Here is a 16,293-nt window from a genome sequence, read left to right on the forward strand (position 1 = left end):
CCCGCTCGTCAGCGCGATCCGCACCGCATCAGCGCGGAATTCGTCCGTCCGTTTCGTTCCCATAGTTCGTCTCCTTTGCTGCAATAAATGCTATCAAAGGAGCGGCATCAAACCGTGACAGGTCCAATTCGAGCCTCCCAAGGCCGAGATGCTCACTCCAGATCCCTATGGATAGAGAGTTGTTGGCATCCCGATGGAGTTCGGAACCAATTCAACTTCACCAGACAAACCTAAAGACCTCATATCTCGACTTCGACTAAAGCTATCTAACAACTAACGGGTATCTCCCATGTCTCCCCACGATGTTGCCAAATGGGTCTCTGATGTTGCGCGCCGCTCTTCCCTTTTGCTCTACATGCAGACCTATGCCAAGTTTATGCTGGGTCTTCACCTGTTGTCCCAGCTGGCATTTCTGAGGCAGTTCCTTCACCTCAGGCGACATAGCCTGACGGGCGGTATCACCCCCGCCAATCGGCGTTTCCCTGCTTCAAGGAACTCTTGGACCAGCTGTAATACAAGCTCTCTGAGGTGCCTTCTTGGCGGCACAGCGAGGCGATCCTTTCATCGCCTTGCAGCAGCCCCGGCCAGAACAACACGGACCTTCTCCTCGGCTGAATAATGCTTGTGGGTTTTACGAATACCCCTCAGCAGAAGATCACTAGAACACGTACTCAACAAAGTTGGTGTTGGAGAGCCCTATCAGGTCAGCGAGCTCAGTGATGTTTGTGAATTCAGCTGTTTGCGTCCGGCTTGTTGTATTAGACCAGTCGCTGTCAAACCAAAGCTCACCTTTTCCAGTGGTTGTATTAAACACCAAGAGATATGCATTACTTGCATTACCTGTTGAGGAAGTGATCTGGGATGTCGATGCTCCAGTTTGTAACTCTACAACTGTATTATCTTCACCACTGGATAGTGCCCCTATCGACTGGACATTCTCAATGTAATCGTCCGTGTCGAGCACAGCTCCCGCGCTGTTTTCATTGGTGTTGCCAAAGTCAATTCTCTGCAAGCCAACCCGATCTTCCGCAGTATTGAAGTCGGTGATGTCGGACGTGCCATTAAAGTTGGAGAACCGGAACTGATCGGCACCATCGTTGCCCGTCAGAACGTTATCTCCGCCCATGCCGTAAAGGATATCATTTCCTGACCCCCCCTGAATGACATCCGCTGACCCGGAGCCTGCAATGCGCAGATCTCCTGTTGCATTGGAACCATTAAGATTTACGGCACTATGAAAACCACGCTCATCTGAGCTGGCGTTAAGATTTACGCCTACTTCAGCCGTTATGATCAGCGCTTGGGAGCCAGATATCTCAAAGGAGCTTGGCCCATTTTGATTGTCAAAGGCATAGTGGTTAAAGCCGTTATCCACAGCACGTATGACGTTGGCATTCGTATTGCTTCCACTTGAGATGATCTCAACAAAATTTACGTTGGAGTTCCCAAACCCAATGGCAGCGTTATCATTGCCTGAGTTGGTATCTGTAACAATCCGGATTTCCCCATCAGTTTCGCTGCTGGCCCGTAGCTCAAACGTGAGTTTGGTGCCCGCATTTTCGGCTGCGAAACGTACCGTCTCATCACCCTGTCCCTGATCGGATGTAAAGACAAACCTATCGTCGCCAGACAGATTTGTAATGTTCAGTCGGTTGCCGTTTGAGGTCTGACCATCGAAGACAAAGGTATCGATCTTTGAGAATTCGCTTGCATCGAGGCTTGATGTAGCACCCGAGGATTGAAGAATTTCGAAGTTATCCGCTTGATTGACAGAGCTCGCGTTAAGGTTGTTAAACCCTTCAACAATCAGCGTATCGATGCCATCTCCTCCATCAAGAGAAAGGGTATTCGCATTGTTAAAGAGGGTTCTGTTCAGCTCAACCATGTCGGCCTGCCCGCTGCCCATGAACGAGAAGGACGACACGGTATTGTCTTCCGCATTTAAGTTGAGGCCACCTGCTGTCATCCCGCTTGCATCTATTGATTCCAGCGTTTCGAAGTTATTTGTGGTGTCTTCAAGGTTAAGCCGTTGGTTGCCGGTGACCAAAATGGAATCGAGCGTCATCCCAGGAGCGTTGAAAAATGACTCGGTTGTGCCGCCTGTCTCAATCTCTGCAATTTCAAAACTCTCATCAATTGCAGAAGAATTTTCGTTTAATGTAGCAAAGTTTACCGAAGTGTCCGAGGTCCCCGAATTTTCAACATATAGTTCTACTTTGTCATTGGTAGACCCACTGCGATCCCCCTTAAAGTGGGCCGTTGCAATGCCATCGTTGTCTACGACTCTGACCTTTGTGCCCGTATCAAGATTAATAAATCGAGTAGTTGTGGACACATTATTCCGAGCGGCGGTAACTTCTGTTTCTCCGCTAATGTCAACAAAGTTCAGCCGGAAATCGCCCGAGGCCGCTTGGTTGTTGATAACAATATTCTCAAGACCTGACGCAACAGGCGCGACAGTCTGTGTGCCTGTCAAAGAAATCACGCGTACTGTGAGCGTATCTGTGCCCTCACCGGCTGCGATATTGTCGGCGCTTTGCAGGCTGCCACCGTTGTTGCTCTCAACGGTCGCCGAATACGTGTCATCTGCTGACGTGCCTTGCGTGTCGACGCCACCACCGCCACCGCCAGGTTGATCCGTAGACGTTGTAAGATTAATGTTGACGCCCGTTGCCGTACCACCGAAAGAATTTGCAATGTAGGCGTCTGTCGCTGCTGCTGCTGATGCAAGAGAAGCGGGATCAGCAGTGACGTTCTTCTGAATATCCGTAGCCGCTGTGACGTCTGCAGGAGTAAACACATAGGTCGAGCCACCTGGAGCCGCATTCAGATCCGTATAGAAATCCAAGCCTGCTGCTACCTTGTTATCAACTACAGCTTTGTCAGCTTGCTGCTGGTTAATGAAGTCCTGGGAAGCCCCGGCAGGTGGAGGAGCCGCTGCGCCCTCGATAATCAGGCTGATTGCCTGTCCGACTGTGAACTCACCTGAGTTGATTTTTCCTGCCCAAAAGTCTTTCCCTGCCTCATCTGGAGATCGATTAAACAGGTTTTGATAAACTGTATCGATAAAGACGCCCAAGTCTTCCAGGGTCGGGTTTGGCTTTTGCGCCGGATCGAAAAAAGGGTAATTCGCTCTTGTCTCTGGTTGGGTCGAAAAATCAACAGCCATATCTGCAAGAGAAAAACCGCCGTCAAACGCGTTAATCCAAAAGTTCAGACCGAGAGCGTCAGGCGCACGATTATAGTAACCCACGTAAAGTTTGATGATTTCGTTGATTTCTGAAGCAGTTGCCATTTCAGATTCCCTCCCTGAAGCTGGTTCAGCCTAGCATCAAGGAACTACCCTTCAAATCTGATTATACGCTCTTCAAAGAGATTCACGATTATCCATATATATCAGAAGGTTAATCATCAGAACTTCGTTTCAAGCTGGACAACACCTACTATCAGGACGCGAATTATGGGGTGAGAGCCGCCCATAAGGACAAAGTGCATCCCTGTCTAGCCCCCAGCGACTGAATCACTTTTCTTAGCTTCTCGGTTACTGGCGGGCACATGTTGAAGGCTTGGTGCGGGCGGGTGAAATTGTACTGCCTTAGCAAGCAGTTGATGACAATTTGTGCCTGCCGTGCTGTGGCAAACCACTCCGCATTCAGGACCTCCCGGCGCAGGGTTCCGGTGAAGCGCTCGTTGTAGCCTCCGTTATCAGGCATCGCGTGGATACGGCGAAAATACTTTGACGGACCTTCCTCTGCATGCGGGGGGAAGGAGCGGGTGGCGGTTCTGCTTCAACTGATCAGAAGATGCAGATGAAAAGGTGGTATGGGTCGCTATGGCAACGGTTTTATTCACTCTATTATTTACATAATCCGTATTACCGGAGTGAATTATGTAGCCGGGTGCGCGCTACTTTGAAGTGCGACTCCTATTAGAAAACAATGAGTTATCTAATAGGAGGAATATTGCATGAGAGCGGTTTACACGCAACTTTCGTATCAGGAACGCCGTAGAATAGAAGACTGGTGGCACGCCAAGGTCCCGGTCGCAGAGATGGCGCGTGTCTTGAAGCGCCACAAATCCACGATCTTCCGAGAGATCAAACGCAACTTCTGGGCGGATGATGCTTTCCCCAAGAAGTACGCTGGATACTTCGGGATGGCCGCACAAGCGCGACATCACGATACTCACGGATCATGATATGAAAATGATCAGTGACCGCCTTAACGACACACCCCGCAAATGCCTTGGATGGAAGACCCCTGCCGAAGTCTTCCGCGAAAAGATGATGGAAGAGATGGGCCGATCACCCTACCCTCAACGTCAATAGGAGTCGCGGTTCACGTATCGCTCACAAGCGGAGTTACGCTAATTAACATCCGTTCCAGCTTCCGTCGGTCTGCTGCGGTCACGTCGTCCGCGATTTCGAGCGCATCAAAGTATTGCACCGGGCAACCCTGTGTGAGGACAGCCTCAACTGACAGGGATACCCGCAGGGGCGAGATTGACGGGTCGAAAAGCACAGGCTGCCGCGCTCCTACCCGGTTAGAGACCGTCACTTCGATCCGGGCGCGTGGTCGCAAATAGCGCTTGAGGAAGTCCCAATAGATAGGCAGCTTACGGACGGCCCCCAGTTGTGGCTGAGCGTTCACCTCGCAGATCGTCGTATTGTTGCTGTACCAAGGCTGCGACAAATCCGGTGAAAGTAGGTCCACACCGAGCACGTCGAGTCGCATGATCCGGGCGATAGTCCGACACAATGCGTAATTCTCTGGGTGGACTGCATCCTCCACATGTACCTGCTCGCCGCCGCGGCTGATGTTCGAGATTGACTTAAGTTGGACGCGCCGTCCAACCATGGGTACATCCTCTAGCGAAAGGCCCTGCTTCCGCAGACAGCGGTGCAGGTCCTCATCAACCACCACGATTTGCTTAGCCGAATAGGGGTCGTGCCGTTCGGGATCGCTGTTCAGCTCATCGACCAACTGCCGGACTGTGGAGGTCCCATCACCGTCGATCGAGGGCGGCCGTCGGAGCGTCGCCTTGATCAGCTGGTCGCCCATCAAATTGATCCGATAGTGATCGCCCGGGACATGTTTCTCAAGCAGCAGAATACTGTAATCTTTGGCCAGCCTGTCAAAGCAGCGCTCAAGCTCCTTACGATCGCGTATATCAGCATAGATGCCCCGCCCGCGGGATTCGTTTTCGGGCTTCAGCACTACCGGATAGCCGAAGTCCTCAGCGAAATGGACGGCTTGGTTGAGCGTCTGGATACGCGCCTGATCGGGTACCGGCAGGCCAGAGAGCCGCAACAGCCTGTTGGTGTCCACCTTGTTGTGGGCCAGTGAAACACCGACCGAGGTCTCACGATCGGTAATGGAGCTTTTGAACAGGCTTGTACCGCTGCCGTAGCCGAAGATTAGATAATCCTGCCGGAAGACTTTGAAGGGTACCTTGCGCGCGGCGGCAGCCTCGACGAAATTCATTGGATTGGTACCCCCCGGCAAGAACTTGCGGTTGAAGGCCTTCATTTTTTCAAAAAGGGCCGCCGCCTTCTCTGCCGTAACCTGCCCTCCAGTGTCACGCAGGAAGGCTGAGAGCGCCGTTAGGTTGTGCCAACTCAAGTCGGTCGACAGAGTTGGCAAGGCAAATACCTCGCGAGCTTCCTCCTCAAAAGTCGTAATGTTGCTGAAGCGGCGGTCGCCGCAGACAAGGTTCAGCGCCGCAAGGACACGCAGTAAAAGCGCCGGGGGATGGTCTATGTCCTGCTGCGCCTCCGCCTCTGCACCGAAAGGATCGGGGTCGAGCTCAGCCGGGAAAAAATCAAGCAGACGGGCCAGGCTTGCGACCCGTACAGCAAGACCAGCATCGCCCTTGGGAAAGCGCAGGATCACGCTGGGTTGGATAGCGCCGTAGGCGTAGCCTTCGATAGCGCGAAACTCAATCTTCATTCCATTCCCTTTCCAGTTGCTAGGCCGCCGCCGTACCCTCTACCCGTAGCTCTGCCGCTGCGCCCCGTACATGCCAGCGTAAAGCCCGCCCATTTCCATCAGCTCCGCATGGGTGCCTTCCTCCACCACCGCGCCTTCGTCGAGCACGTAGATACGGTCGGCATGGGTGACAGCAGAAAGCCTGTGCGCCACGATCACCGTGGTCTTGCCCTCCGACAGATCATGAAGTGCGCGTTTGACTTTGTCCTCGGTGCGTTGGTCGAGGGCCGATGTCGCCTCGTCCAGCAGCAGAATCGGGGCGGAGCGTAGGAACGCGCGGGCGATCGCTACGCGTTGTTTCTGCCCACCTGACAATTGCGCGCCCTTGGGTCCCAAGGGCACATCGCCCCGTTCGCGGATCAAATCGTCGATCCCCACATGGGTGGCCGCGGCCCATATCTCCTCTTCCGTGGCCTCCGGCTTCACGTAGCGGATGTTCTCCCAGATCGAGGAATTGAAGATCACGATGTCCTGCGCCACGACCGAAAAACTCTGCCGTAGCACCGGGATCTGCAGCTTGTTGACGGGCGTGCCGCCGATGCGCACCTCGCCTCCATCCGCATCGTAAAGACGCGCCATCAGGCTCAGGATCGTGGTCTTGCCTGACCCGGTCGCGCCCACGATGGCGGTCACCTTGTTCGCCTCAAACGTCAGATCGAGATCCTGGAAAAGCGGTGGCTTGCCCGCATAGGCGAAATCTACCTTGTCAAAGACGATGTCACCGTGGACGTCGAACGCGCCCACCGCATCGGGGGCGTTGGTGATGTTGGGCACTTCGCGGAACAGGCTGCGCACCCCGTCAAGGATCACAAGGCTGGCCTGCAGTTTGACAAAGAAATGCGCCACGCGCCGTGCGGGATCAAAGATCAGCGCCATGCCGATCATGAAGGCCACGATGGAGGCCCCGTCCATCCCCGAAGTGCCTGACAGCGCCATGTAGCCGCCGCCGCCGATGATCAGCACAAAGACCAATGCTGACAGGATATCGACCGTGGGCATCATCAGCGCCTGGGCCGATTGCAGGCGGATCGACAGATCCTTGATCTCTGCCGTGGCCTTGAACAGGCGGTCCCGCTCCACCGGTTCCTGGTTGGAGATCTTCACGGTCCGCATGCCGTTCGACATCTCCTCGATGCCGGTCATATAGGCTCCCATGGCGTTTTCCGCCGATTGCTGGATGTGCTTGATCTTGTTGGACACGAACCGGACCATCAACGGCACGAAGGGCATCACGGCCACCGCGGCAAGAAACAGGAAGGGGGACTTGTAGATCAGGTAGCCCGAGACGATCACCACCGTCGCCACGTCGCGCACCGCCGATACCGTGGTCTGGCCCACGAAATCGCTCAAGTCATGGGCCTGATTGACCAGCCGCAGGATGATGTCCCCCGAAGACGTCCGCTCGAAATAGGCCAGATCGAGAATCATCATATGGTTGATCAGATCCTGCCGCATCCGCAGCACCGCATCAGAGGCCAGCCAGACCGACACGCGCGGCACCAGAAAGGACATGAGCGCCCGCATGGTGAAAATCCCCATCACCATGAAACACACGCGGACCAGCCCGCCGATATCCCCATTTTCGAAAATCACCCGCAGACCGGTTTCCGTCAGGCTGATGAACTGCTGATAGACCAGCCCCTGCACCATCACCATGCCAAGGACGAGGAACAGCCACGGCGTCTTGGCCTTGAGGTATCCGCGCCAGAACCATCTCAGGTTGTCCCTGTCCTGATCCGAGAACAGGGGGCGTCGGTCACCGCGCTTGGAGAAGGGCCAGAGTTTCATGGGGCGCCTCTCAAATGGTCCCGGTCGCGGCAAGGATGTCCTGCGCCACGTCTTTCCAGGTCCGCAAGCTGCCCTTGGCGGCTGCGATCCGTTCTTTCAGCGCGGCATAGGCTTCGGGATCGGATTGCAGATTGTCGATCAGTCCAGCCAGCGCCTTGGGGTCTTCGGGGTCGAAATACTGCGCCAGATCCCCGCCCACTTCCCGCAGCGCCTCTGCGGCATTGGACGCCAGCCCAGGCGTGCCCAACCAGAGCGCCTCGCCCAGAGGCAGGCCCCAGCCTTCCATACGGGACGGAATGGCCAGCGCCAGCGCGCCTTCATAAAGGCGGCGCAGCTCGGCCTGATTGGGGTTGGTGATGATATGCAAACGGTCGCGTATGGGATCAAATCGCACCTGCTCAAGGTAGGTGTCGGTGCGCTTGCGCTGCGCACCTGCCAGCACCAGCAGCGGCACAGGACGCCCTGTGTCATGCAAGTGCAACATCGCTTCCATCACGCATTCAAGGTTCTTGCGGCCGGTCAGGATGCCCACACACAGCACGTAAGGCTCATCCGGCCCCGTCTGGTTCACGGGCTCATTGGTGGGGCGCAGTTCATGACACAGCGGCACGGCGACCACTTCGGGCAGGGGCGGCAGATGGCCTGAGGCTGAAAACCGCTCAATCTCGGCCTTGGTAAAGGCGGAATTCGACAACAATCGTTCCGATCCTTTGATCACGAGGTGATTGTCGTGGGTGAAATTGTTGGAAAACAGTTTCGACGACGAATGCGCAAATTCGTAGATCGGGATCATGTCATGCAACAGCGGATTGAGCTTGACCTGTACCCCATCGCGGGCCAGTGCCGTCAGGTAATCGGCCATGATCTTCGGGCGACCCAGAGACACCAGCGTCTGACCATCCAGATTGACCTCCCTGACCGCATCCGCTGGCACAGACCGCCAGCGCCGCCTGTTGATCATGCGTGCGCCCCACAGGGCGATAGGGTAGAGAAAATCGCGTAATTTATTAGGTTTTGGAAAGGTATAGCGCATCCGGATGGGCGTGGCCTCGGGCGGCAGGCCGGGGTCAAGAACACCCGTCGGGCTGTCAGCTCCAATGCGCGGGGTCACTTCGAAAAACCGCTCATGGGCGGGTGAGAAGATCACGAAACGCACGTCCGCATCCGCGCGCGCAAGTTCAAAGCCCACCTCCATCACAGTGCGGGAAATACCGTAGTATTTAAACTTGAGGCCCGATGCGAGAAATTGCTCGGAAAGGTCGTAATAAAGCACACCCATAAGCGCCTCTTAGAGCATGAAGACCGCCGGTGGAACCTCTCAGCGCCTGTGCCGGTACGTCTGATGCGGTTCTTCCGCGTGCGGGGTGATCTCGGACCGCCATTCCGGCGGGGAAGGACTGGCAAGGCGCACACCTGCACAGACCCAATAGCCACGTCCCGGCAGTTGTTCTGGCCTTGCCGGCCACAGGGGTTGAGAAACAACTCAATTACCGTCAAAGAGCGCGGGCAGTGGCCAACCCTGATTGAGATAGTTTTTATGAAGACGCATTTTTTTGATGTCACCGACATCGTGCTTTACGTGGAAAAAGAAACGTCCGTCTCAGGCATTCAGCGGGTCTCTTTCGAGGTCATTAAGCGCATGGTCGAACGCCACGGGGCGGAGGCGGTCAAGCTCAGCTATTGGGACCGCGCGCACCGGAACTATGTTTCGATCCCCTCCGGCTTTATCGCCGAGCTGGATGAATTCGATCCCGACATCCTCAGCACCGTCTTTTTCGGTTCCAAGGCCCGGTCCAAGGCCGAGACCGCGCCGACGCTGGAGCGCTACCGCAACAAGCCGATGAAATACCGCTTTCACCACCTGCGCAGCACCCTGCATGCCGTGCGCGGAAACGAGGCGCATTTCGAAAAGCACAACACCTCCATCGCCGAATGGCGCAGCTGGAATGCCGGCGACGTCGCCGCGGCTGACAGCAAACTGATCGACCTGCCGCGCACACTGGTCACACAGATCGCACAGCCGGGCGATCACCTTATCGTTCTGGGCGCGACTTGGGCCGTCGACGGTATCGACGCGGCCTTTCAGGGGCTCAAGGACCAGCACGGTGTAGAGATCTACCAGCTGGTGCATGATCTCATCCCGATCGTCACGCCGGAACATATCGCCGGGGATTTCGCCCAGGAATTCTACCGCTGGCTGAAAACCGCGACGGGCTATTGCAACAGCTTCTTTGCCAACTCCGGCAATACGGCACGTGACCTTGCCGCCTTCATGGAAGAAATCGGTATCACCCGCCCCATCCGGACCGTGCCGCTGGCGCAGGCCTTTACCCTTGTCGAGCCAAAGAACCCGCGCAAGATTAAGGGGCCGGAAGGCGCTTTCAAGGCGCGGATTGAGCGCAGCACGACCGTGCGCCGCGAGATTTTGAACCTGAGCAAGGTGCCTTTCGCGCTGGTGGTCGGCACGATGGAATCGCGCAAGAACATCTGGCGGCTGGCACAGGCCTGGCAGCGCTTGTCACGCGAGGAAGGGTTGGACGTACCCAAGCTGGTGTTCGCGGGCAAGCCCGGCTGGTACAATGATGATTTCAACCAACTGATGCACGCCACCGGGAACCTTGGCGGCTGGGTACAATTCGCCGACCGGCCCACGGATACCGAACTGGCCTATCTCTATGAAACTTGTGTCTTTACCGCGATGGTCAGCTTTTACGAAGGCTGGGGTCTGCCCATCGGAGAAAGCCTGTCCTTTGGCAAGACCGCCGTAGTGGCTGAAAACTCCTCCATGCCCGAGGTGGGCGGCGATATGGTGGAATACTGTGATGCCCATTCGCTTGACAGCATCCATGCCGCCTGCCGCAAGCTGATCGCCAATCCGGAGCACCGCGCCACACTGGAGGCGAAAATCGCCGCCACAACCCTGCGCACGTGGGATGATGTTACGAACGATTTTGTCGATCTGCTAAGTCAATAGGCAGCACCACCAGGCGATTTCGCGTCGAATTCCCACATCGAAACACTAGAAGTTGTGGCATGTCCGCACCTGTTGTCTACGGTTTGGCAACATACCAAAATTGTGACCCGCATTTTAGCCGGCATTGGCAACAAATCGGCTAACTTGATTTGCCATCGGCAAAATTCTGCTATATAGTGAACTACTGAACACCCCATCTTGATGGATGGGACTGATCCCCTGAACTGCCATTTGAGGGCAAGATTATGCTTGCAGAGCTACATAAATCAACACCAGAGGAAGCTCGGGAGCACCGTGCGATCTTTGGTCAGTGGTTGAAAGTCCTGCGCGAAGCCGAAGGGCTGTCGCAGCGCGAACTGGCGGACCGTCTGTCGCTGGATTACTACACGTTCATCTCTCAACTAGAGAATGGCCGTGGCAAGATCCCCGCGCACCGCTATGCGGAATGGGCCATCGCTCTGGGTCAGGAGCCGAAGAACTTTGTGAAGACCCTTCTGAAATATTACGAGCCGCTAACCTATCAGATCCTATTTGACGACGCAGACGCCGGATAAAACCGGAGGTTTCTCGCATCTTTGCTAGATTGCGAGGAGGAGACAGGTTAGAATCGTTGTCGTACCAATCTGATGTATAAAACGACTGATCAGGGACGAGTCCTTCATGGCGAAAATCCTCTCATTCCGGAATAAAGACGGTGGATCAACTGATCAGGATTTCCTGACGGATGAGAACGAAACACTGTTCTTCCGCACCGCTGAGGATGGCGCCGTCAGCTTGGGTGATGTACCACACACCAGCCTTCCCACCTCCTTGCCAGATCCAAAAAAAGACTGGGCCAACCAGGAACTCGCAGATCTTTTCCGCGTGCGCCAGCTTTTAGGCGGCGCAGGCGTTCCCGTTGAAACCCTGCGCGGCGTCACCGATGAAGGTGATCCATGGTTCGTCTACTGCCATCTGAATGGCGATGTGTTTATCCACATGGCGCGGATTGACGGCATCTATGTCCTCGACAGTCCCAATGTCCATCGTCCGCTGCGTGGGCGGAACTTCAACGAATTAATCGCTGATTTTACCTCCGATGCCCTGCCCTCCTACACCACAGCCGGCAACGAGGACGGCGCGACCGAGCGCCGCGTAATCAAGCTAGAGCGTGGTGGCAAGATCCGCTTGCACCCTTCCGCCATGCTCGCTGCTCTGATCTGGACGCTGTTCCTGGCCTCAGAAGAGCTGGTGATGCTGGCCCCTGAGGAACAGGCACTGGCCGATGACGATCTACTGGATTTCACCGATGTCATTGCTGCGGACCTTGATCATCAAGTGATGGAGATGGAAACCGCCGATCTCGACAGCCTTGGCGTTCCGGATGCAATGAAGGCAATCCACGAGGATACGGCCCACGGCGCGTCTGAGGCACATATGCAAATGCGCGAAGTCATAGCTCAGCAAGGCCTCGCCATGCATCAGAACGCCTATGCCATGGGGCTTTCCACCATCGCAATTGCCATGGGCTTCATGTCCGAGGCAGTGTTGCTCGACAATCAGCGCAAGGTGCTCGAAGGCCTCAAGAACATCGGCTTTACCCAATACGCCGCAGATGCCGACGCCGGTCCCGAACTAACCGAGATCGCAGGCGAAAGTGGCGATACCCTTCTGGAAATGCTGGCCGAGTTCCTTGGCCTTGATCTGTCACTGAACACCGAGATCGCCGAGGCGCCCACTGGAAAGAGCGCCACAGCCCTGCTTGATCAGGACATGCAACATCTGATCGATGGTGCGGGTGAAGCGGCTCTGGTGGCACCGAAAGCCATACAGACGGTTGTCCGCAAGAATGGCGATGACACTGACGTCTCCGAAGCCCCTGTAGAGGTCTCCAATCTAGACCCCGGCGCGCAGGAGGCCCTGATCGTCATGGCTGTGGCCGAGCAAGACGCGGAAACGCTTACCATGTCCGATCTGCTGGGCGATCAGCATCACATGGAAGAATTCCAGCTGGGCCAGACCACGATCATGGCCAGCTTCGATGTGACGAAATCGGACGCGTTCTCGCTCTCAGAGTACCTGTTCGTGAGCCAACGCATAACGGATCACCGCGAGTTTGATGACCGCGCGCAATCCTTCATTGACTTCATTCAGGCCAAGGAAACCGAGGTTGGTATTGTCACCATCGGCAATGAGATCATCATGATCGACCGCGACGCCTTCCAGCATAACGGGGCCGAGACCTATACCTTCAGTTGGGAAACCAATGACGGCCAGATTATTTCGATGATTGGCCTGCGTTCAGAATTCCAGGAATTTGACCTGATCGCCTGATACCGGGCAAAGCCAGCAGACCAGAAGACATGAAAAAAGGCCGGCTTAAAAGCACCGGCCTTTTTGTGTTGAACGATCAAGATGTCTTTATTCTTCGATCAAGCTTTTCCGCACCGCATCCATCAGCGGTGAGGCGATGAAGTTGATCACGGTCCTCTCACCAGTGGTAATCACCACATCCGCCGGCATACCTGCCGTCAGACGGTCCTTGATATCTTCGGGAATATCCTCTTCATTCACGGTAATACGGGCGAGGTAGTAAGGTACCTCATTGGAATTATCAGGCGTGATCACGTCCCCAGAAACCGTCTCGACCATGCCCAGCATGATCGGGATGAGCTTGGTCTTGAAGGCGGTGAACCGCACCTCGGTCGCCAGACCTGGCGCCACGTTATCCACGTCGATGGGCGAGACGCGGGCGTTGATGATCAGTTCCTCGTCCTCAGGCACCAGTTCCATCAACACGTCACCGGGGCGTACAACCGACCCCACGGTATGCACCTTGAGGTTCTGGATGGTACCGGACCCCGGCGCACGGATCTCGGTCCGATCCAAGACATCGGCGGCCACCTTGCGGCGTTCGCTGAGTTCATTAATCTCGGCGCGGATCTGCTCCAGCTCGGTGCTGGCACGCTCGCGATACTCCTGCTTGAGCTGCAGCGCCTGCAACTCCGTCTCCCCGATGCTGGCGCGCGCCTGTGCGATGTCCGAAATCACCTGACCGAGGTTCGCCTCAATCTCGATCAGCTCATCTTCCCGCTGGGACAGCTGGTTGCCCTGAATGAGGCCCTTGCTTTCACCGTCCCGCATGCGAACCAACATTTCGGTGTAATTCTCGATCCGGCGCTGGAAGGCGGATTTTTGCAATTCCAGACCTTCAATCTGCACATTGATCTGCTCTACCCGCGCGGACAGGATGTCTTGCTGACTTTTCAGGATCAGGCGCCTATCATTGAAAAGGTCCTGCTGGTCAGCCAGCACAGCTGAGATCACCTGCCTATTATCCGACAGTTTATCAGTGGGGAAAGTCACCTCCTCAGAGAGGGCGCGCTCGGCCAAAAGACGGGCCTCGACCATGTGCGCAACATCCAGACGAGTTGAAAAAACCTCGAGATTGGACCGCGCCTCAATACTGTTGAGGCGCAGCAAAATGTCGCCCTCATTCACAGAAATTGCTTCCTGAACAAGGATTTCATCAACGATACCGCCTTCGAAGTGCTGCACCACGCGGCGGTTACCTTCAAGCGAGATCGTACCCGGGGCCACTACCGCGCTGTCAAGCTTGGCCACAGCGGCCCAGCCCCCGAAGACTCCGAAAGTGATAAAGATCAACACATACCCCATCAGGGCTACGGGTTTAGGGCTTGGTTTATTGGTCTTTGCCATGGGCAGTGTAGCTCCTCAAAGAGCGTTCAAACATAAAAATACAGGACCGGATCAGACGCGCGGCTTATCCGTCATACTGACAACAGCAGGAGCTTCCTGCTTTTTTTGCTGTTCCTGCCTTGCCTTGGCTTCCTGCTGCTGGGCCGCTTGCTGGGCAAACATCTCGCGGGTGGGTCCAAACTTTTCGACCTGACCATTCACCAGCATCAGCGTCTTGTCTGACAGCGCCAGCAGATTTGCCTTGTGTGTAACCAGAATCACGGTCTTCCCGCGCTTCTTCATCTCTTGAATACAGGCGGCAAGGGCTTGTTCGCCATGAGCATCAAGGTTCGAGTTAGGCTCGTCCAGCACAATGATATTTGGGTCACGGAATACCGCACGCGCCAATCCCACGCGCTGGCGCTGACCGCCGGAGACGGATTGTCCTCCGTCGCCCACATCAGTGTCATACCCTTCGCCCAATGTCTGAATCATTTCATGAGCCCCCGAAAGCTGAGCGGCTGCCACGATCTCTTGATCCCCGGGACTTTCCACGAAACGCGATATATTCTCAGCCACCGAACCGCGGAACAGCTTTACGTCCTGCGGCATGTAGCCCATGTGCCGGCCCAGTTGCTCGGGGTCGTAGTGCTGCAACTCTGCCCCGTCGAGACGGACAGACCCGCCCGCAGGCTCCGCGGCGCCCACGAGGTGCCGCACCAACGTTGATTTACCCGAGCCAGACGGTCCAATCACGGCCAGCACTTCGCCTTGGTTGATGGAAAAGGATATGCCCTTCAACAACGCCGCCTTGGAGCCCGACGCGCCGGGTTTGGCACCAGGGGCGGTGGCAATGAGCGATTGCACGGTGATGTTGCCTTTCGGCGTGGGCAGTTGGATGCGCTCTTCTTCATCCCCGAGCGTGTCGAAAATGGTAGTCAGGCGCTTGTGCGCCTGGCGCGCGCCCACGAATTGCTTCCATTGGCTCACAGCCTGTTCCACGGGAGCCAAAGCGCGGCCCATCACAATGGACGCAGCAATCATAATGCCCGGAGATATTTCCTGCAGGATGGCAAGATAAGCACCGGTACCCAGGATAGCGATCTGCAAGCTCATACGAACAAACTTGGATGACGCCATGATGGCCCCTGCCCGACCGCTTGCCTTTGCCTGCTTGTCGAGCACATCGTCGTGCTGCTTCAGCCAGCGGCGAGTTAGCTGCTTTTCCATCCCCAGTGCGCGGATCACTTCAGCGTTCTGCATGGTGGTGTTAACGAAATGCGCCGCGCCCTGATTAGCGGACCCGGCTTCCTGCAAAAGCTTGCGGGTGGCAAATTCATTGGTCAGCGCCAAAGTGAAAATGATGAGTGCGCCAGCCGTCGCAACCATGCCTAACCACGGGTGGAAGGCATAGCACAGCGCTAGGAACAAAGGTACCCAAGGGGCGTCGAAAAACGCTAGGATCCCCTGCCCCGTTATGAATTCCCGTACGCGGTCCACGTCCTGCAACGTCAACTGCGCACTGCCATTCGGGTTGGTAAGTTGATGCCGGATCACACGATTAAATGCCGGGTTGGCCAGCATGTCGTCGAACTGCAGACCGGCCCTGACCAAAAGCTTGGAGCGGATGTATTCCAACAGACCATAGGTAACCAACAACGCCACCGCGATCGCTGAGATCATGATCAACGTCATTTCGTTCCGGCTGGCCAGAACACGGTCATAAACTTGCAGCATGTACAAGGGACCGACGAACATCAGTATATTGCTGAAAAAGCTGAACAATACGGTGGCGGCCAAGACTGACCGGAATCGTCCGTAAGCTGCCGCCAGAGGGGTCTTGGCTGTCATGAGCAAATATCCTTT

Annotated in this window: 10 protein-coding genes and 3 pseudogenes; 5 read left to right on the forward strand and 8 right to left on the reverse strand. The window is 55.8% G+C overall.

The window, feature by feature from the left end; all coding sequences use genetic code 11:
* Positions 1 to 418: 418 nt before the first annotated feature.
* From GV827_RS23735 to GV827_RS24140, 3 genes and pseudogenes are all read right to left on the reverse strand, one after another.
* Positions 419 to 621: pseudogene (locus tag GV827_RS23735) on the reverse strand (transposase); the annotation flags it as partial.
* A gap of 37 nt (positions 622 to 658) precedes the next feature.
* A complete protein-coding gene (locus tag GV827_RS20600) occupies positions 659 to 3,295 on the reverse strand; it encodes a DUF4214 domain-containing protein (protein ID WP_164355717.1) in 2,637 nt (878 codons plus the stop codon).
* 163 nt (positions 3,296 to 3,458) lie between these two features.
* On the reverse strand, positions 3,459 to 3,713 hold the full coding sequence (locus GV827_RS24140; protein WP_164355719.1) for an integrase core domain-containing protein: 255 nt from the start codon (positions 3,711 to 3,713) through the stop codon (positions 3,459 to 3,461).
* Between the two features lie 253 nt (positions 3,714 to 3,966).
* Here GV827_RS24140 and GV827_RS20610 point away from each other — a divergent pair.
* A pseudogene (locus GV827_RS20610) lies at positions 3,967 to 4,173 on the forward strand (helix-turn-helix domain-containing protein); the annotation flags it as partial.
* Positions 4,166 to 4,327 (forward strand): annotated as a pseudogene (locus tag GV827_RS20615) (IS30 family transposase); the annotation flags it as partial. The pseudogenes GV827_RS20610 and GV827_RS20615, both read left to right, overlap by 8 nt.
* 10 nt (positions 4,328 to 4,337) lie before the next feature.
* On the opposite strand, the gene GV827_RS20620 reads toward GV827_RS20615, so the two are convergent.
* The 3 genes from GV827_RS20620 to GV827_RS20630 are packed head-to-tail and all read right to left on the reverse strand — an operon-like array spanning position 4,338 to position 9,054.
* Positions 4,338 to 5,948, reverse strand: coding sequence for a hypothetical protein (locus GV827_RS20620; protein WP_164355725.1), 1,611 nt, complete (start codon positions 5,946 to 5,948; stop codon positions 4,338 to 4,340).
* Positions 5,949 to 5,987: 39 nt separating this feature from the next.
* Positions 5,988 to 7,775 (reverse strand): ABC transporter ATP-binding protein, encoded by a 1,788-nt coding sequence (locus GV827_RS20625; RefSeq protein ID WP_164355727.1) that lies wholly within the window; start codon positions 7,773 to 7,775, stop codon positions 5,988 to 5,990.
* 10 nt (positions 7,776 to 7,785) lie between these two features.
* Positions 7,786 to 9,054 (reverse strand): glycosyltransferase family 4 protein, encoded by a 1,269-nt coding sequence (locus tag GV827_RS20630; RefSeq protein WP_164355729.1) that lies wholly within the window; start codon positions 9,052 to 9,054, stop codon positions 7,786 to 7,788.
* Between the two features lie 258 nt (positions 9,055 to 9,312).
* On the opposite strand from GV827_RS20630, the gene GV827_RS20635 reads away from it, so the two are divergent.
* From GV827_RS20635 to GV827_RS20645, 3 genes are all read left to right on the forward strand, one after another.
* Positions 9,313 to 10,749, forward strand: coding sequence for a glycosyltransferase family 4 protein (locus GV827_RS20635; RefSeq protein WP_164355731.1), 1,437 nt, complete (start codon positions 9,313 to 9,315; stop codon positions 10,747 to 10,749).
* 245 nt (positions 10,750 to 10,994) lie between these two features.
* Positions 10,995 to 11,303 (forward strand): helix-turn-helix domain-containing protein, encoded by a 309-nt coding sequence (locus GV827_RS20640; protein ID WP_164355733.1) that lies wholly within the window; start codon positions 10,995 to 10,997, stop codon positions 11,301 to 11,303.
* A gap of 106 nt (positions 11,304 to 11,409) precedes the next feature.
* Positions 11,410 to 13,062 (forward strand): hypothetical protein, encoded by a 1,653-nt coding sequence (locus GV827_RS20645; protein ID WP_164355735.1) that lies wholly within the window; start codon positions 11,410 to 11,412, stop codon positions 13,060 to 13,062.
* Between the two features lie 87 nt (positions 13,063 to 13,149).
* On the opposite strand, the gene GV827_RS20650 is transcribed toward GV827_RS20645, so the two are convergent.
* Both GV827_RS20650 and GV827_RS20655 read right to left on the reverse strand, forming a co-directional pair.
* A complete protein-coding gene (locus GV827_RS20650; protein ID WP_164355737.1) occupies positions 13,150 to 14,448 on the reverse strand; it encodes an HlyD family type I secretion periplasmic adaptor subunit in 1,299 nt (432 codons plus the stop codon).
* A 51-nt stretch (positions 14,449 to 14,499) separates the two neighbouring features.
* Positions 14,500 to 16,278: a type I secretion system permease/ATPase gene (locus GV827_RS20655; RefSeq protein WP_164355739.1), complete on the reverse strand. Its 1,779-nt coding sequence runs from the start codon at positions 16,276 to 16,278 to the stop codon at positions 14,500 to 14,502.
* Positions 16,279 to 16,293 lie beyond the last annotated feature (15 nt).

Source organism: Sulfitobacter sediminilitoris, from assembly GCF_010667575.1.
In the GTDB taxonomy this organism is placed as follows: domain Bacteria; phylum Pseudomonadota; class Alphaproteobacteria; order Rhodobacterales; family Rhodobacteraceae; genus Sulfitobacter; species Sulfitobacter sediminilitoris.

Excerpts from the sequence above, each read along its gene's own strand:
- GV827_RS20600 (WP_164355717.1), bottom strand. The coding sequence starts at position 3,295 with ATGGCAACTGCTTCAGAAATCAACGAAATCATCAAACTTTACGTGGGT.
- GV827_RS24140 (WP_164355719.1), bottom strand. The coding sequence starts at position 3,713 with ATGCCTGATAACGGAGGCTACAACGAGCGCTTCACCGGAACCCTGCGC.
- GV827_RS20620 (WP_164355725.1), bottom strand. The coding sequence starts at position 5,948 with ATGAAGATTGAGTTTCGCGCTATCGAAGGCTACGCCTACGGCGCTATC.
- GV827_RS20625 (WP_164355727.1), bottom strand. The coding sequence starts at position 7,775 with ATGAAACTCTGGCCCTTCTCCAAGCGCGGTGACCGACGCCCCCTGTTC.
- GV827_RS20630 (WP_164355729.1), bottom strand. The coding sequence starts at position 9,054 with ATGGGTGTGCTTTATTACGACCTTTCCGAGCAATTTCTCGCATCGGGC.
- GV827_RS20635 (WP_164355731.1), top strand. The coding sequence starts at position 9,313 with ATGAAGACGCATTTTTTTGATGTCACCGACATCGTGCTTTACGTGGAA.
- GV827_RS20640 (WP_164355733.1), top strand. The coding sequence starts at position 10,995 with ATGCTTGCAGAGCTACATAAATCAACACCAGAGGAAGCTCGGGAGCAC.
- GV827_RS20645 (WP_164355735.1), top strand. The coding sequence starts at position 11,410 with ATGGCGAAAATCCTCTCATTCCGGAATAAAGACGGTGGATCAACTGAT.
- GV827_RS20650 (WP_164355737.1), bottom strand. The coding sequence starts at position 14,448 with ATGGCAAAGACCAATAAACCAAGCCCTAAACCCGTAGCCCTGATGGGG.
- GV827_RS20655 (WP_164355739.1), bottom strand. The coding sequence starts at position 16,278 with ATGACAGCCAAGACCCCTCTGGCGGCAGCTTACGGACGATTCCGGTCA.